At 29.5% G+C, this 26,461-nt stretch carries 29 protein-coding genes; 11 read left to right on the top strand and 18 right to left on the bottom strand.

Going from position 1 to position 26,461, the window contains the following annotated elements:
- Positions 1-104 precede the first annotated feature (104 nt).
- From rpsR to Q0V15_RS01955, 6 genes are all read right to left on the bottom strand, one after another.
- Positions 105-353 carry a 30S ribosomal protein S18 gene (rpsR, locus tag Q0V15_RS01980; RefSeq protein ID WP_297435477.1) on the bottom strand — a complete coding sequence of 83 codons (249 nt, stop codon included), beginning with the start codon at positions 351-353 and terminating at the stop codon, positions 105-107.
- Positions 354-380: 27 nt separating this feature from the next.
- Complete coding sequence (locus Q0V15_RS01975; protein WP_297435475.1) at positions 381-821, bottom strand: single-stranded DNA-binding protein; 441 nt, start codon at positions 819-821, stop codon at positions 381-383.
- 19 nt (positions 822-840) lie between these two features.
- Entirely contained in the window at positions 841-1,128 is a 288-nt protein-coding gene (gene rpsF, locus Q0V15_RS01970) for a 30S ribosomal protein S6 (RefSeq protein WP_297435473.1), read from the bottom strand.
- 143 nt (positions 1,129-1,271) lie between these two features.
- Positions 1,272-1,466, bottom strand: coding sequence for a DUF951 domain-containing protein (locus Q0V15_RS01965; RefSeq protein ID WP_297435471.1), 195 nt, complete (start codon positions 1,464-1,466; stop codon positions 1,272-1,274).
- Positions 1,463-2,374, bottom strand: coding sequence for a mechanosensitive ion channel family protein (locus Q0V15_RS01960; protein ID WP_297435469.1), 912 nt, complete (start codon positions 2,372-2,374; stop codon positions 1,463-1,465). Before Q0V15_RS01960 ends, Q0V15_RS01965 begins: the two co-directional genes overlap by 4 nt.
- 16 nt (positions 2,375-2,390) lie before the next feature.
- On the bottom strand, positions 2,391-2,636 hold the full coding sequence (locus Q0V15_RS01955) for a DUF3343 domain-containing protein (RefSeq protein ID WP_297435467.1): 246 nt from the start codon (positions 2,634-2,636) through the stop codon (positions 2,391-2,393).
- Between the two features lie 180 nt (positions 2,637-2,816).
- On the opposite strand from Q0V15_RS01955, the gene Q0V15_RS01950 reads away from it, so the two are divergent.
- From Q0V15_RS01950 to ytvI, 3 genes are read left to right on the top strand one after another with little or no spacing between them, the layout of a single operon-like run.
- Positions 2,817-3,449, top strand: a complete 633-nt coding sequence (locus tag Q0V15_RS01950; RefSeq protein WP_297435465.1) for a LysE family translocator — start codon at positions 2,817-2,819, stop codon at positions 3,447-3,449.
- A gap of 18 nt (positions 3,450-3,467) precedes the next feature.
- On the top strand, positions 3,468-4,619 hold the full coding sequence (locus Q0V15_RS01945; protein ID WP_297435463.1) for an aminotransferase class V-fold PLP-dependent enzyme: 1,152 nt from the start codon (positions 3,468-3,470) through the stop codon (positions 4,617-4,619).
- 14 nt (positions 4,620-4,633) lie between these two features.
- On the top strand, positions 4,634-5,680 hold the full coding sequence (ytvI, locus tag Q0V15_RS12975) for a sporulation integral membrane protein YtvI (protein ID WP_367173761.1): 1,047 nt from the start codon (positions 4,634-4,636) through the stop codon (positions 5,678-5,680).
- A 23-nt stretch (positions 5,681-5,703) separates the two neighbouring features.
- Here ytvI and Q0V15_RS01930 read toward each other — a convergent pair whose 3' ends face one another.
- The 4 genes from Q0V15_RS01930 to Q0V15_RS01915 form a co-directional block, all read right to left on the bottom strand.
- Positions 5,704-6,201, bottom strand: a complete 498-nt coding sequence (locus Q0V15_RS01930) for a DUF4446 family protein (protein WP_297435458.1) — start codon at positions 6,199-6,201, stop codon at positions 5,704-5,706.
- A gap of 46 nt (positions 6,202-6,247) precedes the next feature.
- Positions 6,248-7,102: a ParB/RepB/Spo0J family partition protein gene (locus Q0V15_RS01925; RefSeq protein ID WP_297435456.1), complete on the bottom strand. Its 855-nt coding sequence runs from the start codon at positions 7,100-7,102 to the stop codon at positions 6,248-6,250.
- Positions 7,102-7,875, bottom strand: a complete 774-nt coding sequence (locus Q0V15_RS01920; RefSeq protein ID WP_297435510.1) for a ParA family protein — start codon at positions 7,873-7,875, stop codon at positions 7,102-7,104. The genes Q0V15_RS01925 and Q0V15_RS01920 overlap by 1 nt, the downstream gene beginning before the upstream one ends.
- 159 nt (positions 7,876-8,034) lie before the next feature.
- Entirely contained in the window at positions 8,035-8,670 is a 636-nt protein-coding gene (locus Q0V15_RS01915; protein WP_297435454.1) for a hypothetical protein, read from the bottom strand.
- Between the two features lie 212 nt (positions 8,671-8,882).
- Between Q0V15_RS01915 and Q0V15_RS01910 the strand changes: the two genes are divergently transcribed.
- Entirely contained in the window at positions 8,883-9,410 is a 528-nt protein-coding gene (locus Q0V15_RS01910; RefSeq protein ID WP_297435453.1) for an AmiS/UreI family transporter, read from the top strand.
- Between the two features lie 148 nt (positions 9,411-9,558).
- Here Q0V15_RS01910 and rsmG read toward each other — a convergent pair whose 3' ends face one another.
- From rsmG to rpmH, 8 genes are all read right to left on the bottom strand, one after another.
- Complete coding sequence (rsmG, locus tag Q0V15_RS01905; protein ID WP_297435451.1) at positions 9,559-10,278, bottom strand: 16S rRNA (guanine(527)-N(7))-methyltransferase RsmG; 720 nt, start codon at positions 10,276-10,278, stop codon at positions 9,559-9,561.
- A gap of 151 nt (positions 10,279-10,429) precedes the next feature.
- Positions 10,430-12,307, bottom strand: coding sequence for a tRNA uridine-5-carboxymethylaminomethyl(34) synthesis enzyme MnmG (mnmG, locus tag Q0V15_RS01900; RefSeq protein WP_297435450.1), 1,878 nt, complete (start codon positions 12,305-12,307; stop codon positions 10,430-10,432).
- A 20-nt stretch (positions 12,308-12,327) separates the two neighbouring features.
- Positions 12,328-13,704 carry a tRNA uridine-5-carboxymethylaminomethyl(34) synthesis GTPase MnmE gene (mnmE, locus tag Q0V15_RS01895; RefSeq protein ID WP_297435448.1) on the bottom strand — a complete coding sequence of 459 codons (1,377 nt, stop codon included), beginning with the start codon at positions 13,702-13,704 and terminating at the stop codon, positions 12,328-12,330.
- Positions 13,705-13,903: 199 nt separating this feature from the next.
- Positions 13,904-14,521: an RNA-binding cell elongation regulator Jag/EloR gene (gene jag, locus Q0V15_RS01890; protein WP_297435446.1), complete on the bottom strand. Its 618-nt coding sequence runs from the start codon at positions 14,519-14,521 to the stop codon at positions 13,904-13,906.
- Positions 14,522-14,566: 45 nt separating this feature from the next.
- Positions 14,567-15,361: a membrane protein insertase YidC gene (yidC, locus tag Q0V15_RS01885; RefSeq protein ID WP_297435444.1), complete on the bottom strand. Its 795-nt coding sequence runs from the start codon at positions 15,359-15,361 to the stop codon at positions 14,567-14,569.
- A gap of 25 nt (positions 15,362-15,386) precedes the next feature.
- Positions 15,387-15,599, bottom strand: coding sequence for a membrane protein insertion efficiency factor YidD (yidD, locus tag Q0V15_RS01880; protein WP_297435442.1), 213 nt, complete (start codon positions 15,597-15,599; stop codon positions 15,387-15,389).
- On the bottom strand, positions 15,571-15,951 hold the full coding sequence (gene rnpA / locus Q0V15_RS01875; RefSeq protein ID WP_297435440.1) for a ribonuclease P protein component: 381 nt from the start codon (positions 15,949-15,951) through the stop codon (positions 15,571-15,573). Before rnpA ends, yidD begins: the two co-directional genes overlap by 29 nt.
- A gap of 84 nt (positions 15,952-16,035) precedes the next feature.
- Positions 16,036-16,170, bottom strand: coding sequence for a 50S ribosomal protein L34 (gene rpmH, locus Q0V15_RS01870; RefSeq protein ID WP_297435438.1), 135 nt, complete (start codon positions 16,168-16,170; stop codon positions 16,036-16,038).
- A 933-nt stretch (positions 16,171-17,103) separates the two neighbouring features.
- Here rpmH and dnaA point away from each other — a divergent pair.
- From dnaA to gyrA, 7 genes are all read left to right on the top strand, one after another.
- On the top strand, positions 17,104-18,465 hold the full coding sequence (gene dnaA / locus Q0V15_RS01865) for a chromosomal replication initiator protein DnaA (protein WP_297435436.1): 1,362 nt from the start codon (positions 17,104-17,106) through the stop codon (positions 18,463-18,465).
- A gap of 274 nt (positions 18,466-18,739) precedes the next feature.
- Positions 18,740-19,840 (top strand): DNA polymerase III subunit beta, encoded by a 1,101-nt coding sequence (dnaN, locus tag Q0V15_RS01860; protein ID WP_297435435.1) that lies wholly within the window; start codon positions 18,740-18,742, stop codon positions 19,838-19,840.
- Positions 19,841-19,890: 50 nt separating this feature from the next.
- Positions 19,891-20,097, top strand: a complete 207-nt coding sequence (yaaA, locus tag Q0V15_RS01855) for a S4 domain-containing protein YaaA (RefSeq protein ID WP_297435433.1) — start codon at positions 19,891-19,893, stop codon at positions 20,095-20,097.
- Between the two features lie 53 nt (positions 20,098-20,150).
- Positions 20,151-21,236 (top strand): DNA replication/repair protein RecF, encoded by a 1,086-nt coding sequence (gene recF, locus Q0V15_RS01850; protein ID WP_297435431.1) that lies wholly within the window; start codon positions 20,151-20,153, stop codon positions 21,234-21,236.
- 14 nt (positions 21,237-21,250) lie between these two features.
- Positions 21,251-21,517 carry an extracellular matrix regulator RemB gene (gene remB, locus Q0V15_RS01845; protein ID WP_297435429.1) on the top strand — a complete coding sequence of 89 codons (267 nt, stop codon included), beginning with the start codon at positions 21,251-21,253 and terminating at the stop codon, positions 21,515-21,517.
- Between the two features lie 57 nt (positions 21,518-21,574).
- Positions 21,575-23,491: a DNA topoisomerase (ATP-hydrolyzing) subunit B gene (gene gyrB, locus Q0V15_RS01840; protein WP_297435427.1), complete on the top strand. Its 1,917-nt coding sequence runs from the start codon at positions 21,575-21,577 to the stop codon at positions 23,489-23,491.
- Positions 23,492-23,510: 19 nt separating this feature from the next.
- Entirely contained in the window at positions 23,511-26,054 is a 2,544-nt protein-coding gene (gene gyrA / locus Q0V15_RS01835) for a DNA gyrase subunit A (protein WP_297435425.1), read from the top strand.
- The last annotated feature ends 407 nt before the right edge of the window (positions 26,055-26,461 follow it).

Raw genomic sequence — 26,461 nt, 5'->3', positions numbered from 1 at the left:
TGTAAATTTTTTCACCTATTTATGCAACAAAAGAAATGCTTTTATAAAAAAAATTATAAAAAAAAGTCATGGTATAACCCATGACTTTTTTATAAAGCAAAATCCTATTCAGTTGTGAATGGTAATAATGCAATGTTTCTTGATCTCTTAATAGCTTCAGTAAGAGTTCTTTGGTGCTTAGCACATGCTCCAGAAATTCTTCTAGGTAATATTTTACCGCTTTCAGTAATATATTTCTTTAATTTAGGAACATCTTTATAATCTATTTCAGTGGCTTTCTCAACGCAGAATGCACAAACTTTCTTTCTGCCTCTTCTCATTTTTCCGCCGCCTCTTCTCATATCTCTACTCATAGTTCTTAACCTCCTTACTTATTAAAATTAAAATGGAATATCTCCATCATCAATTGGCATCATATCGTCTGACTTATCATTAAACGAATTGTTTACTGAGTCGAAAGCTGAAGGAGCATTGTTTCCACTATCAAAAGCAGAAGCTCCTCTAGTACCACCTTCGTTACCTCCAGATATGAACTCAAAAGTATCTACAATTACATCTGTAGTATATCTTGTAATTCCATCCTTCTCATAACTACCAGTTCTAATGTTCCCAGTAACCGCTAATTGTCTACCTTTTGTAAGGTATTGTGCTATTGTTTCACCAGTCTTACCAAAAGCTATGCAACCGATAAAATCAGCTTCATCTCTTTTCATTGGTCTATTTACAGCCATAGTAAATCTAGTAACAGCTTTACCACTACCAGCTGCAAATCTTAAGTCTGGATCTTTAGTAAGTCGTCCTATTAGAATAACTTTATTCATTACAATACCACCCTTTCAATTAGTTTTCTTTTTTAATGATTATGTGTCTGATTATACCATCTGTGATCTTGAATACTCTATCTAATTCTTTTGGTAATTCAGTATCAGCTGTGAAGTTGAATAATGTGTAGAAACCTTCGCTAACTTTTTTGATTTCGTAAGCAAGTCTTCTCTTACCCCAGAAATCTACGTTATCAACTGTTCCTCCACCATTTTCAATAACACCCTTGAACTTTTCGATTAAAGCTTTAACAGCTTCAGTATCTAAAGATGGGTTAATTACGAATATAGTTTCATAATTTCTCATTCTATTACACCTCCTCCCTATGGACTCTGGCTGTACTATAATACAGCAGGGATTTACATTACAATATTCTATCACTAATATTTCACTTAAGCAAGTTTATTTATTAGCTATTTTGTAAATTTAAAACACTTTTTTTATTAATTTTATAAAACTGCTTTAACTTCTATTTTCTTTGCTGCCTTTTGAAACTTAACTCTAGGTATCATAACTATCCTTTTACATACCGTACACTTTATTTTAACATCAGCACCAACTCTTATAATCTCCCAAAGGTCAGTCCCACAAGGATGCATTTTTTTCATTTTTACTATATCACCTAAATCAAATTTATCTATCATTCAACTACTGACTCCTCTTTAATATTTTCCTTAATACTCACTATATTTAATTTATTATATGGTATCTCTACACTATTTTCATCTAATGCTTCTTTAATCATTTGTCTAAGTTTTGCTTCAAGTTTCCACTGGCTCATTGCCTTTACATCACCTAAAATTTTTATAGTCATACCTGATGACCCAAGTTTAGTTACACCTACTACATTTGGAATTCTTTCAACATCATCAAGCTTACTAAATACTATACAAACAGCTTCAATAATTTTTATAGCATTATCAATACTTTCCTCATATGCTATATCAACCTCAACCTTAATTTGCATATTTCCTTTTGAATGATTTGTCACAACATTTATAAGTCCATTCGGAATTATATGGTATGAACCTGAAAATTCTTTAATAGTTGTACTTCTAATTTCTATACTATCAACAATACCAGTATATTTATCAATTGTTATATAATCTCCAACATTATATTGGTTCTCAAAAAGAATAAATACACCATTTATAATATCTTTTACAAAACTTTGTGCACCAAAACCAAGTGCTACCCCTCCAACTGATGCAAATGCAATTGGAAGTGTTCCCCCAACTACAATTCCAGCTATTGATATAATCCCTAGTATATAGACTGTATACCTTAGCATACTTTTTAAAAGTGTTCCAAGTGTATTAGCCTTTTTATCATTAATACTAAATAAATTATTTTTATAAGTTTGTTTTGCAACTAACTTATCTATAATTTTATTTCCTATTTTCAACATAAAAAATACTATAAATATAGTTACTATAACCATTAAAATTCTAAGCATGAATTCTCCTAGATTTATAGTAATACCAAATATTTTAAGCACTTCTGTTTTACTATTATACTGATAAATATAATCCCAAATATTTGTAAGTAGCATATTACCTCCTTAATTTTTACTTATATAACTTAAATCCTTCTACATCTCTAAAATAAACATTTTTAAATTTTATTTTACCATCTTCTATTAATTTATCTATAGCTATAACACTATCATCATCAAATTTAAGACTTATCCCACAACTTTTAGTTATATATGTAGGTGTAGGCATAACCATAACCTTTATATTTTCTGTATCCATAAGCTTTTCAGCTGCCATTGCCTCATGTGTATTATTAAAAACCATTATATATAATTTCATATGTTAAATTCCTCTCCTTAGCTTTATATAGTTCTGTCTATTTAATAGTATATAGTAACTAAATAAATATTTAAATATACTATATGCTATTACTACCATTTAAATGAAATTTATATGAATATTACTTATAATTATGATAATATTATTTATATTGACTAAAACAAAAGAAAAGGAGTTTTTATGTTTATTTTAAAGGCAATAGCAATTGGCTCTGTAACAGGCTTATTAGCTTCTATTCCACTTGGACCTGCAGGTATGGAATCAGTAAAACGTTCTATAGATAAAGGTTTTTTTGCTGGATTTTTAGTATCACTTGGAGCAATCCTTGCTGACTATATTTATATCTTTCTTATCCACTTTGGACTAGCAAGTATACTTAGTCTTAATAAAAATGTCGAAGGTCTTTTTTGGATAATATCTGGAATAATACTATTTATTTTTAATAAACTTTCTAAAATAAAAACAAAAGATAATAATAAAAACAAATTTGATATCGATAAAGTTCCTGGAGTTTTAAATGGATTTTTATTAACTTTTCTAAATCCTTCAACACCCTCTATATGGATTGCACTAAGCGGTACTGTAATGAAGGACTGGAGCTCTCATGGACCCAAATATTATTACATAGCTATCTGCTCAATGCTTATAGCAACTATTATATGGTTCATTATTTTAAATTTACTCGCTTCTAGTGGACTTAAAAAATTTGCTGGTGAAAAAGCTACTGGTAATGCATCAAATATAATTTATTATGTTTTGTATTTATTATCGATTGGATTTATTATCGCAGGATTATTAAAATTTATAATGTAATGTGAGGTTTTTAATTATATGAAAAAAAATATTTACTTAGATAATGCAGCAACTAGTTTTCCCAAGCCCTTATCAGTAACTGATAATATGATGGACTATATGTTAAACTGTGGTGGAAATCCATCTCGTGGTTCATCTTCTCATGCTCTAGCAAGTAATCGTGCTATTTATGATTGCAGAGAAAATTTAGCCAGTTTTTTTAATTTTGATAAAGTTGAAAATGTAATTTTTACAAATAACATAACAAGCTCTATTAATATAATTCTTAATGGACTTGTTAAAGAAAATTGGCATATACTTTCTTCAACAATGGATCATAATTCAGTTCTTCGAACTCTTGAAAAACTAAAAAATGAACGCAATATAGAAGTTGATTTTGTAGAAGCTAATACAGAAGGTTTCTTAGAAGTTTCTAATATTGAAAAACTTTGTAGAGAAAATACTAAGGTATTAATTATCTCTCATGCATCTAACCTAACAGGTTCTATACAACCACTATATGAAATAGGAAAACTTTGTAAAAAACTTGGTATCTTCTTCATAGTAGATTCAGCTCAAACAGCAGGTGTTTTACCTATTGATATGAAAGAATTCAATATTAATATTTTAGCTTTTACAGGACATAAATCTTTATTTGGTCCACAAGGAATTGGTGGATTTATATTAGATGATGAAACTAATGCACAAATGAATACTGTATTTGTTGGTGGAACTGGTAGTTCTTCTTACTCTCTTGAGCACCCAACAGAGCTTCCTGATAAATTTGAATGCGGAACTTTAAACACTGTAGGCATAATAGGGCTAAACTCTGGCATAAACTTTATAAAAGAGGAAGGCATTGATAAAATAAAATCTCATGAAGAAATGCTTTGTAAATATGCACTTGATGAGCTTTCAAAAATACAGGACATAATTATCTACGGGTCAATGGATGAAAAGAAAAGAACTTCTACTATAATATTTAATATTAAAAATGTAGATTCATCAGAACTTGGATTCTACTTAGATTCAGAAAAACATATAACAACAAGAACTGGACTGCACTGTGCACCACTTGCACATAAAACTATTGGTTCATACCCAAGTGGTGGTGTTAGAATAAGTCTTGGTTATTTTAATACAAAAGATGATATAGATGCCTTAATCTCTGCACTTAAAAATAGAATTTAATATTGGAGAGATATATGTATTCATTTCTAAAGAAAATTGATAAACTTGCTATTTTTTTTATGGCATATACACTAGGCTTTTTACTTTTCTTTGGTACTTTGAATTTCACCCTACCTTTTGTGCTAGCTATATTATTTGCTTTAATACTAAAAAGCCCTACAAGGTTTTTATCAAAAAAGCTTAGAATAAAGGGTTGGGTGGCATCATTATTAACTACTACTATCTTTTTTATATCAATAATTGCAGTAATTTCACTTTTAATTTTTGCACTTACCTTAGAATCTATTGATATAGCATCAGACCTTAAATTTTTTATTTCTGATAACTCTGACTCACTTTCCATAGCATTACAAAAAATTGATGAAATACAAAACTCACTAAACATAAATTTAGACTTTGAATTTTTAACAGAACACCTCAATAATATTGTTAGTAGTATTTTAGATTTTGCTGGATTTTCATTACAGTACCTTTTTAAAATTATAAGTTATATTCCATTTATACTTAGCACAACTTTTTGCATTGTAATTGCAACATACTTTTTCACAAAAAACTTTATACAAACTACAAATAAGAATAAAAGACTTTTATATTCCTATCCTAGACTTTTAGATATTTTACAAAATATAAAAAGCTTATTTACTGACTATATCGTTGCATATTTTTTTATAATACTCATATCATCAACTTTAAACTTTATAATTTTTTCAGTATTTAATATAAAATATGCACTAACTCTTGCTATCCTTGCTGGTTTTTTTGACATACTACCACTCCTTGGCACTGCTGTAATTTATATTCCGTTAATCTTATTTTATTTTTTTACAGGAAATACAACACTAGCTATACTACTCTCAATTTCATTTATATTACTTTGTGTTATCAGAGAACTATTCGAGCATAAAATATTATCATCATCTCTTGGCATTACACCACTTGAATCCCTTATTTGCATCTTTGTTGGTATAGAATTATATGGACTACTTGGGGTTGTATTTTGCTTATTTTTTGTAGTTGGCTATAAACTTTTCCTAAAAACAGAAAAGAGTATGACTTATTAAAAGTCATACTCTTTTCTATATAATTATTTATTCATAGCTTCGCTTAAAGCTTGTAACTCTTCCTCTGATAAATCATATCTTGAAATACCTTTATCAATTGGCTTTGCATATGTTGTACTTTCCATTCTTCCATAAATACCTGTTAGAACAATTCCATCATTACCATCATCGAGTAACGCTATTGAGAAACTTAAATCACTTCCAACATCTTCAAATGCCTTATATCTAACCATAGCAACTTTTTGAACACATTTTTTAATGCTTTCATCAATTCTATTAAATTTACCAACTACATCTGATGAATCTATCTCTATTTTTTCAACTTTATTAAGGTAATCTTCTAATAATCCTTCAAGATTCTTATTGTTTACCCCTCTCATCATTTTCTTATATTTTTTATTTGTTCCGCCTATTTTAGCAAATAGAATTATTATAAGTAATAGTTCTATAGCAGCAAATATAGCTATTCCAATGACTATATATGCAGAGTTTTGGTTTATCATTTCTATAATATTGTTCACTTCTTTTCATCCTTTCTGTCTAGAATGTTCCACGTGGAACATTTTCTTATAAGTTAATTATATCTAATATTCTTTGTAAATCCTCTTCAGAATAATATTCAATTTCAATTTTACCTTTATTCTTATTAGAATTTATATTAACTTTTGTACCAAAATAGTCCTCAAGCTTATCCTTTATATCTTTATAATAAGGATTTAGCTTTTTTGCTTCTTTTTCTTTAATATTACTATCTTTAGAGTTTAAAGTCTTTATAAACTTTTCAATTTCCCTTACTGATAACTCATCATCTATTATTTTCTGTGATACAATGTATTGTTCTTCCCCCTCTAATGAAAGTAGAACTTTTCCATGCCCCTCTGATATAACACCCTGTATTATATATTCTTGAACTCTTGAATCTAAATTTAAAAGTCTCATTACATTTGCAATAGACGTTCTAGATTTTCCAAGTTTATGTGATAATACTTCCTGTGTTAAATTATATTTATCTTTAAGCTCTTTATAAGCTAAAGCTTCTTCTATAGCGTTTAAATCTTCTCTTTGTATATTTTCTATAATTGCTATTTGTAATGCTGTTTCTTCAGTAAATTCTTTTACTATTATAGGAATTTCTTTTATTTTAGCAAGCTTTGCAGCTCTCCATCTTCTTTCTCCAGCTATAATTGCAAATTTATCTTCATCTACCTTCTTAACTATTAAAGGTTGTATAATTCCATATTCTTTAATTGACTCTGCTAATTCAGCTATCTTTGAATCATCAAAGAACTTTCTAGGTTGTCCAATATTGGCATTAATATTTTTTATATCAACAACTTGAACTCCATTAACATAATTTTCTTCTTTAACACTAGTTGGAATAAGTGCACTTAGCCCTTTTCCAAGCCCTAACTTTTTAACCACTATAATTCAACTCCTTGTCTTCTCAAGAACTCGTTTGTAAGATCCTCATATGCTTTTGCACCTCTACATTTATCATCATATAAAACAATTGGAAGTCCGAAACTTGGTGCTTCTGCAAGTCTTATATTTCTTGGTACTGTTACATCATACATTTTATCATTAAAGTAGTTTTTCACTTCTTTATAAACCTCATTACTTAAATTAGTTCTGCTATCAAACATAGTCATAATAGCACCTTCAATTTCAAGGTTCTTATTTAAAGATTTTTTCACTAAAGTTATTGTGTTAAGTAATTGTGCAACACCCTCTAAAGCATAATACTCAGCTTGTACAGGAATTAATACTGATTGTGATGCAACCAAAGCATTTATAGTTAACATACCTAAAGATGGTGGACAATCTATGAAAACAAAATCAAATCTATCACTAACTTTTTCAAGTTCTTTATGTAATATAAATTCTCTATTTTCTCTACCCATAACTTCTATTTCAGCACCTGCTAAATCCATATTTGCTGGGGCAACATATAAATTTTCAACTAATTGACTTTGAACTATTATATCTTCAATGCCAATATGCCCCCCAAGAACATCATACATTGACTCAGTTATTTTTCTCTTATCAATACCAAGTCCACTAGTTGTATTTCCTTGTGGGTCTATATCAATAGCTAAAATCTTATATCCTAACGTAGCTAGGTAAGAACAAATATTTATGTTAGTCGTTGTCTTTCCAACTCCACCTTTTTGATTAAAAATACATACTGTTTTCATAATCATATCTCAAAATGATTTTATCACTCTGAGAATCTCACCTCCTTTCCTCTATAAATATTATATATTCTTACATATTATAATAAAAGTATAATATTATTACATCTATAATATTTTTTGATTTTTTTAGTATTTATAAAATGTTCCACGTGGAACATTTTATGAATACACTTTATATCCTGGACTATTTTGAACTGTAAAATAAGTTGGTGAACTTAGGTTTACACTTGATCCAAGCCCTAAAAGCTTAACTTTAACATTATTTATATCCTCATAAATTTTTTGCATATTATCCTCACTAAACCTTGGAAGTTGTGAAACATTAAGTTTCCCTGTTTGCATTCCATTATCTAGATAAGTATTAAGTTTTTGAAGATGAACCTCATAATCAGATTTTATACCAACACCATCTTCTGTTCCAAAATGACTATTTTCTGTCCAATAATTATTTATTTCTATTTTTGTTTTCTCTATGTCGGCTTTATTCACTACTACTGTTCCACTTGTCTTACTTTGAAGTAATGTTCTCATATCATTTAATATACTTTGACTTATAGTAGAAATTTTAGCTTCATCAGACATAAGAAATAATAACTGTGATTTATATTTAACAATTTCTTTTTCTTTTGGTGTTAAGTTAGCTTCCTCAGTTTCTGAACTATTTACAACTACTTTAGGTGTATTCTTAACTTCATATTTATTTTTAATATCAGTACTAACATGATATATAACCTCTGTTGCTATAATAATACTTATAGCTGCTAATATTCCGATTATTAGTGATTTAGCTTTCATTATCATCACATCCTAAAAAAATTAAAGCATTTGAACCTAATTAAAACACTTCAATTTATATTATCATACCTATGTAATAATATGATTAATTAATTATTACACTATTTTTTAACATTATATAAATAATTCCTCATTTTATTGGAAACACTAACATTGCAAAATACATTTATTTTAATGTATTTTAAATATTAAATTTAATAGGAGGTATAAATATGTTAGGTGCAGTACTATTATATGTAGGTGTTGTTTTAATCACAAATGGTATAGCTAGACTTACTAATATTGATCCAAAAGCCGCAGCAATTATGAATTTATTTACTGGTGGATTATCAATAGTTATGAACTTTGGAAGTTTGCTTATAGCCGATGCTCAAGGAAGTAATATGATTCCTTATTATGCAAGTGCTACTGGTTTATTATTTGGATTTACATACTTATTTATAGGAATAAACAGTATTTTCAATTTAGATGGTAGAATTTTTGCTTGGTATAGTCTTTATGTAACAATAACAACAATACCAGCTGGAATATTACAATGGGGTGATGGTTCAAATCCTTACAATGTAATGATGGCAATAATTTGGTGGTTATGGGGACTTTTATGGGTAACTGCTTGGATAGAAATTGTTTTAAAAATAAATTTAAAGAATTTCACACCATGGTTAAGTATTATAGAAGGTATTTTAACTGCTTGGATTCCTGGTTTCTTAATTATGACAAATATTTGGATTATGACTTAATATAATGATTTCTCTAACATGTATGTTAGAGAAATTTTTTTATAAAAAAATGACCTATTTTACAATAAGTCATAAGCTGTTATTTATATGTGGATAACTATTTTAAATCTAAAAGTTATCCACATTCTTTACACATATCCGTTTAAAATTATTTTAAAGGAGCTTTTTTTATAGTTCCCATTATTCTTGGGTACTTAGGTCCACAACTCTTTATTTTTTTAACAATAACAAGATTATGTTTTAAATCAGTATCTTCAACTTTAACTTCTCTTATTTCTTGAATTTCTCCACCAAGAATTTTAACAGCATTTTTACCATTTGCCATCTCTTCTTCTATGCTAGGTCCTTTAAGAGGTATAAAGTGTCCACCTATTTTTACATAAGGCATACAGAATTCTGATAATAAACTCATATTAGCAACAGCTCTTGAAGTTGCTATATCATACATTTCTCTATGTTCATTTTTTCTTGAACCCTCTTCTGCTCTAGCATGTATTGTTGTTACATTCTTAAGCCCAAGTTCTGTAACTATTAAATCTAAAACTTTTATTCTTTTATTTAAAGCGTCAAGAAGTGTAACTTCTACATCATCTCTCATAATTGCTATTGGAAGTCCTGGGAATCCAGCTCCTGTACCAACATCTATTATAGTCTTAGCATTCTTAAATTCTTCAACTGAAAAAGCATTAATACAGTCTATAAAATGTTTTTTAACAACTGCCTCATCTTCTGTTATAGCTGTTAAGTTTACTTTCTCATTCCACTCCTGTAAAAGAGCCATATACTTCATAAACTTATTATATTTATCCTCATTAAATTCCATAGAAACTCTATCACAAGCCTCTTTCATTATTTCATAATACTTCACTTAAATTCCTCCAACCTTTATATTATTAAAAGCAGTAATCTGTTGATAACTTTTCAAAATATTTATCCACAGATTAACTCTTTTTCTACATTAAAATAATAATAAATGGCTATAGTCCTCCACAGCCATTTATTATTTTACTTTTTACTTTTTACTTCTTATATTTTAATTGTTGCACATAAATCATTAGTACAGAAAGATCAGCAGGAGAAACTCCTGATATTCTTGATGCCTGACCAATATTTAGTGGTTTTATCTTTGTAAGCTTTTGAATCGCTTCAGTTCTAAGATTATGAATTGTGCTATAGTCTGTATCCGCAGGTATCAATTTATTTTCAAGCTTTTTAAACTTTTCAACTTGCTCTAATTGATTTTTTATATATCCCTCATACTTAGCAACAGTATTCATTTGTTCACCAATGCTTCTTGGAATTTCAGGTCTTTCTTTATCTAAAATTTCAACTGCAAAATAATCAAGTTCTGGTCTTTTTATAAGTTCATATAAACTTATTGGTTTCTTAAGCTCTGTTGAACCAAGCCCTACAACTATTTCATTAGTTTCATTTCTTGTAGTAACTGAAACATCCTTAAGTCTAGCAATTTCTTGCTCTATAAGTTCTTTTCTAGCTACAAACATTCCATATCTTTCATCATTAACAAGTCCTGCTTCTCTAGCAATCTCTGTAAGTCTTAAATCTGCATTATCTTGTCTTAATAACAATCTATATTCAGCTCTTGAAGTCATCATTCTATAAGGTTCTTCAGTCCCCTTAGTAACTAAATCATCAATTAAAACCCCAATATAAGCATCTGACCTCTTAAGGACTATTTGCTCTTTTCCTTGAACTCTTAAAGCAGCGTTCATACCAGCAACAAGTCCCTGTCCAGCAGCTTCCTCATATCCTGAGCTTCCATTAACTTGCCCAGCACTAAAGAATCCTATAATTTCTTTCATCTCAAGTGTAGGTGAAAGGATAGTAGCATCAATACAATCATACTCAATAGCATATCCTGTTCTCATGATTTCTGCATTTTCAAAACCTTCCATAGTTCTAATCATCTCAACTTGAACATCCTCTGGAAGTGATGATGACATTCCACCAATATACATTTCATCAGTATTTAAGCCTTCTGGCTCTAAGAATATCTGATGTTTTATTTTAGTTGGGAATCTCTTCATTTTATCTTCAATAGATGGACAATATCTTGGCCCTATACTCTTGATAGTACCATTATACATTGGTGATCTATCCATATTAGCTTCAATAACAGCCTGAGTTTTCTCATTAGTATAAGCAAGCCAACATGAAACCTGTGGTCTTTCATTCTTCTCATTCATAAATGAGAATGGAGAAACTGTATCATCTCCTGGTTGTTCTATAAGCTTTGAAAAATCAATAGATCTTTTATTAACTCTACTAGGCGTACCAGTTTTAAATCTTCTAAGTTCCATTCCAAGACCTATAAGTTTCTCTGAAAGTTTATTAGCTGGAATAAGTCCATTAGGTCCTTCATAGAAACTATTCTCACCTATATATATCTTACTTTTAAGGTAAGTTCCACTTGTTAAAACAGCAGCTTTACACTTAAAGAAAGCACCATTTCTAGTTAAAACTCCATTAACTTTTCCATCTATAACTTCAACATCTATAACTTCTAGTTGTCTTAAATCAAGATTTTCTTGCTTCTCTACAACCTTTTTCATTTCAACTTGATATAAGTTTTTATCAGCCTGTGCTCTAAGTGAGTGTACAGCTGGTCCCTTTGAAGTATTAAGCATCTTAGTTTGGATATAAGTCTTATCAATATTTCTACCCATTTCTCCACCAAGTGCATCAATTTCCCTAACTATATGTCCCTTAGCAGTTCCACCAATATTAGGGTTACATGGCATCATAGCCACTGACTCAAGTGCTAAAGTACATAAAAGAGTTTTACATCCCATTCTAGCTGAAGCAAGACCTGCCTCAACTCCAGCATGCCCTGCTCCAATAACAACTACATCATATTCTCCTGCATCATATCTCATAATAATTTTTCCTCCATTAATTACTTACCACAACAGAACTCCATAAAGATTTTAGTAACTAAATCTTCCTCAACCTCTGCACCAGTAATTTCTCCTAAAGCTTTTAAAGCAGACATAACATAAATAGAAACTAAATCTAAGAACTCATTTCTATTTATTCCACCAAGACCATTCTCAAGATTCTCAAATGCTCTATATAAAGCCTGTTTATGTCTAGTATTTGTAACCATTAAACTCTCAGCATCAATATTTCCACTAAAGAATAAGTCTTTAACTCTACTCTTTAAAACATCAATCCCTATAGATTGCATAGCAGAAATTTCAATCTTATTCTCAAGACTTTCAATCGCTCCATCTTCTATCTTTCTATCTAAATCTACCTTATTAAGTAGAACAATATACTTTTTATCCTTAATATACTCAATAATATCTAAATCTTCCTTATCAAGCTCTCTGCTTGTATCAAGCATAAATACAACTAAATCAGCCTCATCAATCTTCTCCTTAGACCTTTGAACACCAATCTTTTCAACAACATCCTCAGTTTCCCTGATTCCTGCTGTATCAATAATCCTAACAGGTATACCATCAAGATTTATGTACTCTTCTATAACATCTCTAGTAGTTCCTGCAATATCAGTAACAATAGCTCTCTTTTCATTTAAAAGAACATTTAAAAGCGAAGACTTCCCAACATTAGGCTTACCAACAATAGCAATGCTAAGTCCATCTCTTATAATCTTCCCCTCATCAGCACTTTTAATAAGGTAGCCAACTTCTGAAATAAGCTTCTCAATACCAGCCTTAACATCAACTCCAATGCTTGGGTCAACTTCTTCCTCGTCCTCAGTAAAATCAACAGCATACTCAATTAAAGCAAGTACATTTAAAGCCTCTGCTCTAAGTCTATTAATCTCAGTAGAAAGTCGTCCTTCACTCTGTCTTAAAGCAGACTTCATAGAAAGTTCTGTCTTAGCACTAATAATATCCATAACAGCTTCAGCCTGACTTAAATCAATTCTACCATTTAAGAATGCTCTCTTAGTAAACTCTCCTGGTTCTGCAAGTCTTGCTCCAACCTTAATAACTTCTTGTAAAACTGCATTAGTAGAAATAACTCCACCATGACAATTAATTTCAATAGTATCTTCAGCAGTAAAACTCTTTGGACCCTTCATAAAACTAACAATAACTTCATCTAAAATTTCATCATCATTATTTTTAATATGTCCATATCTCATAGTATAAGGTTTCATAGAAAACATATCTTTTCCATTCACAGCCTTAAATACTTTATCCACAATATCTAAAGCTTTATCCCCAGATACTCTAATAATAGCAATTCCACCCTCTCCAAGAGCAGTGGCAATAGCTGCAATAGTATCAAACTCTTTCATAATAACCTCCTAAAACAAAATTCTATATTTCTAAGTTTCTTTCAAAACGTACAATTTCTATTAAAAATCTATATTTATTTTACCTAAGTAAATATAATAAGTCAAAAAACATTATACACCATAAAACTAAGTAGCATTATACTATTCTTTCATAAAATAAAGATTTTAAACCTAAAAAAAGAAGCCTTTCGGCTTCTTCTTATTTAATACTAACCACAATTCTTCTAAAAGGCTCTTGCCCTTCGCTATGTGTAGTAATTTTATCATCACTTTGAAGAGTATAATGTATTATTTTTCTCTCATAAGGATTCATCGGTTCAAATTTCATAGTCCTACCATATTTTTTAACTTTATATGCAGTCTTAAGAGCTAACTTTTTAAGAGTTTCCTCTCTTTTCACTCTATAAGAACCAGCATCTAAAATAACCCTTTTGTAAGACCCCTTATTTTGTTTATTAACAAAAACATTAAGTAAGTATTGAATAGCATCTAAAGTTTCACCTCTATATCCTATGATACCCCCTACATTCTCACCTTCAACAAAAATGAAAATTTTATCTTTCTCCTCTTTCATAGAAACTTCAGACTCAATACTCATTTTACTGAGCATTGCCTCTAAAAATATCTTACACTCTTCAGTAATATTTATCTTTAACGTAACTCTTATTGTAGCTAGTCTCGAACCAAAGCCCAAAAACCCTCTACTTCCCTCATCAGTTATAGTATATTCAACCCTCTCTTTAGAAACTTTCAATTCACTTAAAGCATTTTCTAAAGCATAATCAACTGTCTTGCCAGTAAATTCGATAGTCTTCATATCTTTCACCAACCTTTGAAGTTTAAACACTAATTTAAAATTTCACTACTTTTTCTTTTTCTTCTTACTGTTATTTTGTATATCCACCTTAGTTGGTGTAACATCAATAACACCTGTTTCAAGTTCCATCTTCTTCATCTTTTTCTTCTTAGGTAAAATAATTAAGAAGTAAGTTTGAATCATTTGAATAACATTACCAATTATCCAGTAGAACACAAGTAATGCTGGGAATTTTAATGACATAAATCCAAGCATAACACCCATTACTATATTCATAGTTCCCATAGGGATAGGGCTATTCTCTCCTGAACCAGTACCTTTTTGCATTAAGTAAGATGATAAATAAGTTGTTAATCCTGATAATATAGGCAAGATATAAAACTTATCATGTCCTCCTAAATTAGCAATCCATAAAAATGATGGAACTGGATCATGCATTAATACTGCATTTTGTCCAACTTGATTAAATACATCATACAAAGCAAATAATATAGGCATTTGTATAATAAGTGGTAAACATCCACCAGTCATAGAAACATTATTTTCTTTGTAAAGTTTCATAACCTCAGCGTTTGCTTTTTCAGGGTTTCCTTTGTATTTTTCTTGAGCCTTTTTAACTAAAGGCTGAACTTCTTGCATTTTTGAAGTTGATTTCATTTGTTTGATAGTTAAAGGTAATATAATTAGCCTAACTAATAAAGTAATTAAAAATACTGCTAAAACAAGTGATAAACCTTTTTGCGCAGAAGTAGCATTTCCAGTTACCGAAGCAACAAAATTGTAAAATGCCATAAAAATACTGCTTAAGAAATTTGTAATTGGAGCTAAAATTTTATCCAAGCTCTGAATCCCTCCTAAAATTTATTTATTTAACAGGGTCATGCCCGCCTTTATGGAAGGGATGACACCTGAGAATCCTCTTAATTGCCATGAAACTTCCTTTTAAAGCCCCATATTTAGTTATAGCATCTATTGCATACTGTGAACATGTGGGCAAATAAATGCAAGTACCTCTCCTTTTCAAGGGAGATAAATATTTTCTATAAAAATTAACTATTGCTATTAGCACTTTTTTCATTTTGGTATATTCCTGCCTTTTTAAGTAAATGCACTGCTGCACTCTCTACTTCTTTATAAGACTTACCAACTATAGGATTTCTCGCAATAAAAATAAAATCATGACCATCTTTAAGATTTTCAGAATTTAATCTGTAAGATTCTAAAATTAATCTCTTAACCCTACTTCTAATCACACTTTTCCCAACTTTTTTGCTAACTGAAATTCCCACCTTATTATAAGGTAGATTTTCATCATCTCTATTTCTTCTATTCTTAAAAACATATAAAACTAGTATTCTATTAGAAATGGACTCTCCCCTTCTATATACTAGTCTAAATTCTTTATTTTTTCTTAGCGATTGCATACTCATCCGAGGTTTTCTCTCCTTAATTTTCTGCTTTTATTACAGATTTTTCTGTTTTTATTACAGAAAAAGACCACATTATTGTGGTCCTTATGCTGTTAATCTTTTTCTACCTTTTTGTCTTCTAGCCTTTAAGATATTTCTTCCAGACTTAGTTTTCATTCTTTTTCTGAATCCGTGCTCTCTTTTTCTTTGTCTCTTTTTTGGTTGGTATGTCATGAACATTGAAAATGCACCTCCTTCAACAAAATATTTTTATAGTAAAAAACTATACGTATTCACTTTTAAAGTTTTACTGTTTAATTATATATTTGAAACTCCACTATGTCAAGAAAATACGAGCTCTATCATTTAGTATGTTATGTAAATTAAATTGAACTTTTGATATTAGCCTGTACTATTTTTTATATTGAAAAATATAAATTTTACATGCTAATATTTTATATTTTCTATTTAAAATAGACTTCCCTTATATAATAAATCTTTTTACTTATTTACTACTACCATATTATTATCACACATAAATCCAAATACTTATAGTTTCTTTATAAAATTTTAATCTTCATTTTAAATTTTTTACATTTCAATTCTTAAAATAATTTAACTTTCAAAACTCTCATTTACTAATAAATCTACTCATATTTATTATTTAGCTAAAAAACAAGTTATCCACAGGTAACATGTTTTTTTCCTATGGCTTGTCTTAAGATTTAAGTTATCCACAACATATTTATCCACAATTCTTTTTTTTTGTGGATAACTTCTTGATAGTGTATGTCTAATTATGTTAATATATATAAGTAATTAAAGAATCTGTGGATAAATGTACAACTTATCCACAGTTGTGGATAAACCTGTGGATAATATGTTTATAACTTTTTTTTCAAAAATAAAAAGTTGCTCTAAATCTATCTATTTAGTAAGTTTACATAATTATTAAATTGTGGATATTATTATCCACAGGCTGTGGATAATATATATTTATTATAAACTATCCACAATTTAATCCACAACTATCTGTGAATTATTTCAATATGGTTTTATACTTGTCCCATCTGTGGATAAACCTGTGGATAATTTGTGGATAACTATTAATTTTCAATTTATACTATGAAATTAAAGCAATTATTACAATTATTATGTAGCGGAGGATTTAATATGGAAAATCAGCTAAATAATACCTGGGAAAAAGCATTAAGTATAATAAAAAGTGAACTAACAGAAATAAGTTTTAATACATGGATTAAATGTTGCGAACCACAATCATTAACCGACCATGTTTTAAGACTTACTGTACCTAATGAATTTACTCGTGGTATTTTAGATAAACGATACAAAGACCTTGTAATACAGGCTCTTAACATTGTTACATCCAAGAAAATGGATGTTGAATTTCGTTTAGAAAGTGAAACAGAAGAAGAAATTGAAGACCCATCTGAAGTTATTGAACGTGATTATTCTGGAAAAAGTTCTATACTTGTTAGTGATGAAATGTCTACTACATTAAATCCTAAATATACTTTTAACTCATTTGTTATAGGTAACAGTAATAGATTTGCACACGCAGCTTCACTTGCTGTTGCAGAATCTCCAGCTAAAGCCTATAATCCATTATTTATATATGGTGGTGTAGGTCTTGGAAAAACTCATTTAATGCATGCAATAGGACATTACATACTAAAAGAAAATCCTAAAGCTCAAGTTGTTTATGTATCTTCAGAAAAATTTACAAATGAGCTTATAAATGCAATCAAAGATGACAAGAATGAAGAATTCAGAAACAAATATAGAAATATAGATGTTTTACTAATTGATGATATACAATTTATTGCTGGTAAAGAAAGAACTCAAGAAGAATTTTTCCATACATTTAATGCTTTACACGAAGCTAATAAACAAATAATATTATCATCTGATAGACCACCTAAAGAAATACCAACTTTAGAAGCTAGACTACGTTCTAGGTTTGAATGGGGCTTAATTGCTGACATTCAAGCTCCAGATTTTGAAACAAGAATGGCTATATTAAAGAAAAAAGCTGATTCTGAATATTTAAATGTTTCAAATGATGTTATGGTTTATGTTGCTACTAAAATAAAATCTAATATTAGGGAACTTGAAGGAGCATTAATACGAGTACTTGCTTACGCATCTCTAACAAATAGAGAGTTATCAGTAGAACTTGCTGCTGAAGCACTAAAAGATATTATTGCAAATAAAGGAACTGCAGTTATTACTGTTGATACTATACAGGAAGCTGTCGCTAATTATTTCAATTTAAGAGTTGATGATTTAAAATCTCAACGAAGAACAAGAGCAATCTCACACCCAAGACAAATAGCAATGTATTTAAGTCGAAAATTAACTGATATGTCATTACCTAAAATAGGTGCTGAATTTGGTGGTCGAGATCACACTACTGTTATTCATGCTTATGAAAAAATATCTGAAAATTATAAAACTGATGAAGCACTTCAAAATATAATTAATGATATTACGAATAAATTTGGTCACAATTAATCCACAGGTTGTGGATTAATTTCTGTGGATTATTTTCCAATGAAAAAGTTATCCACAATTCCAAATTCACCTGTGGATAACTGCGTTAGTTATCCACAGGTTTATCCACAGGCATTTTGCCCTGTAAACAATGATAAACTCTATGTTTCAAAAAGTTATCCACAATATCCACAGGCCCTATTACTATTACTATATATATTATCTATATATATTTATCTATATCTAAGGGGTTTTTAGGATTATAAATTTTAGAATTTTTAAGGAGGATTTTACTATGAAATTCATATGTGAAAAAAATAAATTACAAGATGCTATCGCTATAGCTCAAAAGGCAATAACTGGTAGAACAACTATGCCTATATTAGAGGGTATGTATATCGAATGTAAAAATAATATAATAACATTTATAGGTTCAGATAAAGATGTGAGTATAGAAACAAAAATAGAAGCTAACATTCTTGAACCAGGAACAATTGTTGTAGATGCTAAATTACTTGGTGAAATAGTTAGGAAATTACCTAATGCAGAAGTAACTTTAAGTACCTTAGAAAATAATATGCTTAAGATAGAATGTCAAAAATCTGTTTTTGATTTACTACACATGAGTTCTGAAGAATTTCCAAGTTTACCAACAATAGATGTGGATAAAGTATTTTCAATTCCTCAAGGTCTGTTAAAAAATATGATAAAAGGAACCTCTTTTGCAACTGCACAGGATGAAACAAGACCAATACTTCAAGGAATATTATTCGAAGTAGCAAATTCAAATCTTAATTTAGTTGCTTTAGATGGATATAGATTAGCATTAAGACGAGAATTTATAGATAACTCAAATGAAATTACAGCAGTTATTCCAGGTAAAGCATTTAATGAGGTATCAAAAATATTAGATGATGCAAATACACTTGTTGAAATTATGTTTACACCAAATCATATATTATTCAATATGGGGAAAACTAGAATAATATCAAGATTACTAGAAGGTGATTTTATTAGTTATAGTTCATTACTCCCAAAAGAACATAAAATATTAATTGATGTTAATAGACAAGAATTACAAAATGGAATAGAAAGAGCTTCTCTTATGGCTAAAGATGGTAATACTAATTTAGTTAAATTTAATATTTCAAATGATAATATTGTTATAACATCAAATTCTCAACTTGGAAAAGTTAGAGAAGAAGTTTCTGTTGAAACACAAGGCGAAGATTTACAAATTGCTTTCAACTCAAAATATTTAATAGATGTTTTAAAAAGTATGGAAGAAGAAATTATACAGATAAAATTAACAAGTAGTGTTTCACCATGTATTATAAAAAATAAAGATAATGATGATTGTGAGTATTTAGTACTCCCAGTTAGAATGGCAAAATAAAAAAATAGGAGGATACTACGGGCGATAGGAGTCTGTAGTAAAATAAAATTATGGAAATGGTTAAAATAGAGACAGAAATAATCAAATTAGATTCACTTTTAAAATGGTGTGGAGCTGTAAGTTTAGGGTCAGAAGCTAAATTTTATATAAAAGAAGAAGCAGTGCTTGTTAATGGTGAAGTTTGTACACAAAGAGGTAAAAAATTAAGAGTTGGAGATGAAATAACTTTCCAAGAAGAAATTTACAAGTTAATTTAATAAAATAAAGTCTTTATAGGTTCTATTATGTTATAATTAACAAAGGTGTTTTTATGTATATTAAGAGTTTACAATTATTAAATTATAGAAATTATGAAAGCCTAGCAATAGAACTAGGAAAAAATGTGAATGTGTTTATGGGCGATAATGCTCAAGGAAAAACTAATATACTTGAGTCGATATATTATTGTGCATTTGCTAAATCACATAGAACGAATAGAGATAAAGAGCTTATAAGGATTAATGAAGAAAAATCATTTATAAGATTAGAAGTTGGAAGAGATAGATTAGATAAAAGAATTGATATAAATATTTTAAAAGATGGTAAAAAAGCAATATCAATAAATTCTATAAAAGTTTCTAAAATTAGTGAACTTGTTGGGATTTTTAATGTCGTAATGTTTTCGCCAGAGGATTTAAAAATCGTTAAAGAATCACCAGGTGTTAGACGGAAATTTATAGATATGGAATTGTGTCAACTTAATACTAAGTATTACTACAATCTTGTTCAGTATAATAAAGTGTTGCTGCAAAGGAACACAATTTTAAAACAACGTGATGTAGATGAATCAATGTTAGATATTTATGATATACAGCTTGCAGGTTTTGGAAAATTTATAATAAATTCTAGATTAGAATATCTTAAAAAATTAAATTCTTATTCAGAAAATATCCACAGGGATATTACTAGTGGGAAAGAGTTTATAGAGTTTAAATATATTTCTACAGTTAAAAATTTAGATTCTGTAGAGGATAGCATAGTAGAACAATTAAAATCATTGAGAAAGAGGGATATTGAGAAACGAATGACATCAGTAGGTCCTCATCGAGATGATTTTAGTATTTTAATAAACGCTATGGATTCTAAAATTTATGGTTCACAAGGACAGCAAAGAACAGCTGTTTTAACTATAAAGTTCGCATCATTAGAAATTATAAAGGAGCTCACTGGTGAGTATCCTGTTTTACTTTTAGATGATGTTTTATCTGAATTAGATTTTAAAAGAAAATCATATATTTTAAAATCGATACAAGAAATTCAAAGTATAATAACATGCACAGGAATTGAAGATTTAACAAGTTATCTTGATAATAAATCAAGAGTTTTTAAGGTTAAAGATGGAATTCTGAGTGTTTAAAAGGAGGAATATCTGTGTTTCTACACTTAGGGGAAAATGTAGTTGTTCCCATTAAAGATGTTATAGGTATATTTGACATACAGTCTGCAATGGATAGTTCTGATACAATCCAATTTTTAAGAATGGCAGATGAAGATGGATTTGTTGAAAGAATAACAAAGGAAAAACCTAAATCATTTGTTATAGCTGAAGTTGATAAAATGAGTAGAGTATATCTATCACCAATTTCATCAGCAACTTTAACAAAGAGAACAGAGGTAAATTATAATCAAAATCCTTAAATCTTAATGCTTTGGCCTTAATATTTTAGGGGAAGTGTATGCAGTAGGAGGAGTTATATGTTAGAAGAAAATAATCAAAATTATGATGCCAGTCAAATTCAGGTTTTAGAAGGTCTTGAGGCTGTTAGAAAAAGACCTGGTATGTACATAGGAAGTACAAGTTCAAGAGGTTTACATCATTTAGTTTATGAGATAGTTGATAACAGTATTGATGAAGCTTTAGCTGGATATTGTGATACTATAAAAGTTATTATTCATAAAGATAATTCAATTACTGTTACGGATAATGGTAGAGGTATGCCAGTTGGAATACATCCGAAAATGGGTAGACCAGCTGTTGAAGTTATAATGACAGTTTTACATGCCGGAGGAAAATTCGGTGGTGGGGGTTATAAAGTTTCGGGAGGACTTCATGGAGTTGGAGCTTCTGTTGTTAATGCATTATCTGAAGAGTGTATTGTAACTGTAAATATAGATAATAAAAAATATCAACAAACATTTGAAAGAGGTAATATAGTAACAGATTTAACTGTTGTTGGTACATCAGAAACAACAGGAACTGAAGTATTCTTTAGAGCGGATTCTACTATTTTTGAAGATGTTGTTTATGATTTTGAAATATTATCACAAAGACTAAGAGAACTTGCTTTCTTAAATAAAGGGATAAATATAACTCTTATTGATGAAAGAGAAGAAGAGCTAGTTACAGAAAAATATCACTATGAAGGTGGTATAAAATCATTTGTTTCATACCTTAACAGAAATAAAGAGGCTTTATTTGAAGAGCCAATTTATATTGAGGGTGATAAAGATGAAATTATGGTTGAAGTTTCACTTCAATACCATGATGGATACAATGAAAATATATTCACTTTTGCAAATAATATAGATACTATTGAGGGTGGAACTCACCTTGCAGGATTTAAAACTTCTTTAACTAGAATTATAAATGATTATGGGCGTAAGTTTGGATATCTTAAAGAGAATGATAAGAATCTTTCAGGAGATGATATCAGAGAAGGGCTTACAGCAGTTGTTTCAATTAAAATGACTGATCCACAATTTGAAGGGCAAACAAAAACTAAACTTGGAAATAGTGAAGTTAGAAGTGCTGTTGAATCAGTTGTTGGACCAGGAGTTGCAGCATTCTTAGAAGAAAATCCCGCAACAGGAAAGATTGTTGTTGAGAAAGCACTTGTAGCATCAAGAGCAAGAGAGGCTGCTAGAAAAGCTAGAGAGCTTACTAGAAAGTCAGTTTTAGAAAGAAGTTCACTTCCAGGAAAACTTGCAGATTGTGCATCAAAAGATCCTAGAGAGTGTGAGATATATATAGTTGAGGGAGATTCAGCTGGTGGATCAGCTAAGCAAGGAAGAGATAGAAAATTCCAAGCTATTTTACCTTTAAGAGGTAAGATAATGAACGTTGAGAAACAAAGACTTGATAAGATACTTGGATCGGATACTATAAGATCACTTGTAACTGCTATAGGAGCAGGGATTGGACCAGAATTTGATATAGAAAAAATTAGATATAATAGAATAATAATAATGACTGATGCTGACGTTGATGGAGCTCATATAAGAACTTTATTATTAACATTCTTCTATAGATACATGAGAGAACTTGTAGAGGGCGGACATGTATGTATTGCACAGCCACCATTATATAAGGTTTCAAAAGGTAAAAAAGAATCATACTGTTATTCAGATGCCGAGCTTAATTCTAAAATTGAAGAGTTTGGTGGAAAAGATAGTAGTGTAAATATCCAAAGATATAAAGGTCTTGGAGAAATGAATGCAGTTCAATTATGGGATACAACAATGAACCCAGATGAAAGAATATTATTAAGAGCTCAAATAGAAGATGCTATGGCGGCTGATGAAATATTTACAATTCTTATGGGTGATAAAGTTGAGCCAAGAAGAGAATTCATACAGAAAAATGCTAATAAAGTTAGCAACTTAGATGTATAGTCTAGTAGGAGGTAAGTAAATGAGTTTTAATGAGGGAAAAATTATACCCATAGATATTAAAAATGAAATGAAAAAATGCTATATAGATTATGCTATGAGTGTTATAGTTGGTCGTGCATTACCAGATGTAAGAGATGGACTTAAACCTGTTCATAGAAGAATACTATTTGCAATGCAAGAACTTGGATTATATCCTGAAAGAGGTTATAGAAAGTGTGCAAGAATAGTTGGAGAAGTTTTAGGTAAGTATCACCCACATGGAGATACTTCAGTTTATGAAGCTTTAGTAAGAATGGCTCAAGATTTCTCAATGAGAGAAATGTTAGTTGATGGACATGGTAACTTTGGATCTGTTGATGGTGATTCAGCGGCGGCTATGAGATATACAGAAGCTAAAATGACAAAAATAGCTAGTGAAATGCTTAGAGATATAAATAAGAAAACTGTTGATTTTATTCCAAACTTTGATGGTGAAGAGCAAGAACCAACAGTTTTACCTTCAAGATATCCTAATCTTTTAGTTAATGGTTCATCAGGAATAGCGGTTGGTATGGCTACGAATATACCACCACATAACCTTGGTGAAGTAATTGATGGAACTATAGCTTTAATGGGTAATCCAGAGCTTGGATCTCTAGAGCTTATGCAATATATCAAAGGACCAGATTTTCCAACAGCGGGAATAATAATGGGTAGAACTGGAATCAGAGCTGCTTATGAAACTGGTAGAGGAAAAGTTGTAACAAGAGCTAGAGCTGAAATAGAAGAAGAAAATGGAAGAAATAAAATAATAGTTACAGAACTTCCGTACCAAGTTAATAAAGCTAGACTTGTAGAAAATATAGCTAATCTTGTAAAAGATAAAAAATTAACTGGAATATCAGATTTAAGAGATGAATCTGATAGAGAAGGTATGAGAATAGTTATTGAACTTAAAAGAGATGCTAATGCTAATGTTGTATTAAATATGCTTTATAAACATACAAAAATGCAAGATACATTTGGTGTTATAAATCTTGCTTTAGTTAATAATGAGCCTAAAGTATTAAGTTTAAGAGAAATGCTTACGCATTATATAGCTTTCCAAAAAGAAGTTATAACAAGAAGAACAATATTTGATGTAAATAAAGCTAAAGAAAGAGCTCATATATTAGAAGGGCTTAGAATAGCACTTGATAATATAGATGCTGTTATTAGTATAATTAGAAATTCTAAAAATTCTGAAATAGCAAAAGCTGAGCTTGCAAGTAAATTTAATTTAAGTGAAAGACAATCAGCTGCTATCTTAGAAATGAGACTTAGAAGACTTACTGGACTTGAAAGAGATAAAGTAGAAGCAGAGTATAACGAGTTAATGAAACTTATTAATTACTTAAATGAAATTCTTGCTAGTGAAGAAAGATTACAAGAAGTAATTCAAGAAGAATTATTAGCTATAAAAGAAAAGTTTGCTACTCCAAGAATGAGTCAAATAGAAAAACAAATGAATGAAATTGATATAGAAGATTTAATTCAAGAGGAAGATGTTGTTATAACATTGAGTAACTCAGGTTATATTAAGAGAATACAAGCTGATACTTATTCATCTCAAAAAAGAGGGGGTAAGGGAATACAAGCAATGACAACAAAAGAAGATGATTTTGTTGAACATGTATTTGTTACATCAACTCATTCAGATTTATTATTCTTCACAAATCTTGGTAAAGTTTATAAGCTTAGAGCATATGAGATACCAGATGCAGGAAGAACAGCTAAAGGGTTAAACCTTGTAAATCTTATTCAGATTGATCCGGATGAAAGAATAGAAACTATTCTTACAATTAAAGATGATGAAGAAAAAGATGGATTCTTATTTATGGGAACAAAGCAAGGGGTAGTTAAGAAAACTCCTATAGCTGATTTCAAGAATATAAGAAAATCAGGTTTAATAGCAATAAACTTAAGAGAGGGCGATGAGCTTCTTAAAGTTAAGAGAACACACGGAGATGCTAATATGATAATAGCTACTAGAAATGGTTTAGCTATTAAATTTAATGAGCAAAATGTTAGACCTATGGGTAGAACAGCATCTGGAGTTAGAGCTATAAGACTTAAAGAGGGCGATTATGCAGTTTGCTTAGATATTGCTGTTGAAGGAGAAAAATTCCTTGTAATAAGTGAAAATGGATATGGTAAGAGAACTCCACTTGATGAATATAAAGTTCAAAATAGAGGTGGAATGGGTCTTCTAACATATAAAGTAACTGAGAAAACAGGAAAAGTAGTTGGAGCAACTGTTTGTAAATTTGATGATGAAATGATGTTTATCAATAGTAATGGTGTTGCCATAAGAATAAATGTAGATGATGTTTCAATTTCAGGAAGATCAACTATGGGTGTAAAACTTATGAGAACATTAGATAATGAAGCTGTTGTTGCAATAGCTAAAATACCAGCTAGTGAAAAAGTAAATTCATTAGGTGAAGAAATAGAAACTGATGAAAATGTTGAAGTTATTCAAGAAGATATAACTATGGATAATAGTTTAGAAGTTTTAATTGAGAAAACTGAAACAGAAGAATAGAAAAAATGGAGTACAGGTATATCAAATTGATATACCTGTATTTTTTTATAATTATATTGGGGAAAATTATAAAATTAAAGATAATTTAAATGGAAAAGAATAAAAATTAGGTGTTTTAATATAGAATTAGGTGTGAATATAATTAAACAAATCCTAGTGTGTCGATGATTGAAAATTAAAGAAAATAAAAGAAATTAAAAGAAAAATGATAGATATATTAAAAATGAAAAAAGGGAATTATTTAAGAAGAGCAAGAATACATGATATAATAAATTCTGTTGTTAAAACAACGCAAAACTTTTTGAAAAAAAAGATAAAATAGTGTTGACATGAAAACAGCAAAATGATATTATGTAATAGTCGCTTAAAGCGATTAAGCAAAATAAGGTCTTTGAAAATTAAACAGA

Source organism: uncultured Clostridium sp. (assembly GCF_947036855.1).
In the GTDB taxonomy this organism is placed as follows: Bacteria; Bacillota; Clostridia; order Clostridiales; family Clostridiaceae; genus Sarcina.
This window is presented reverse-complemented; position numbering and strand designations above follow the sequence as displayed.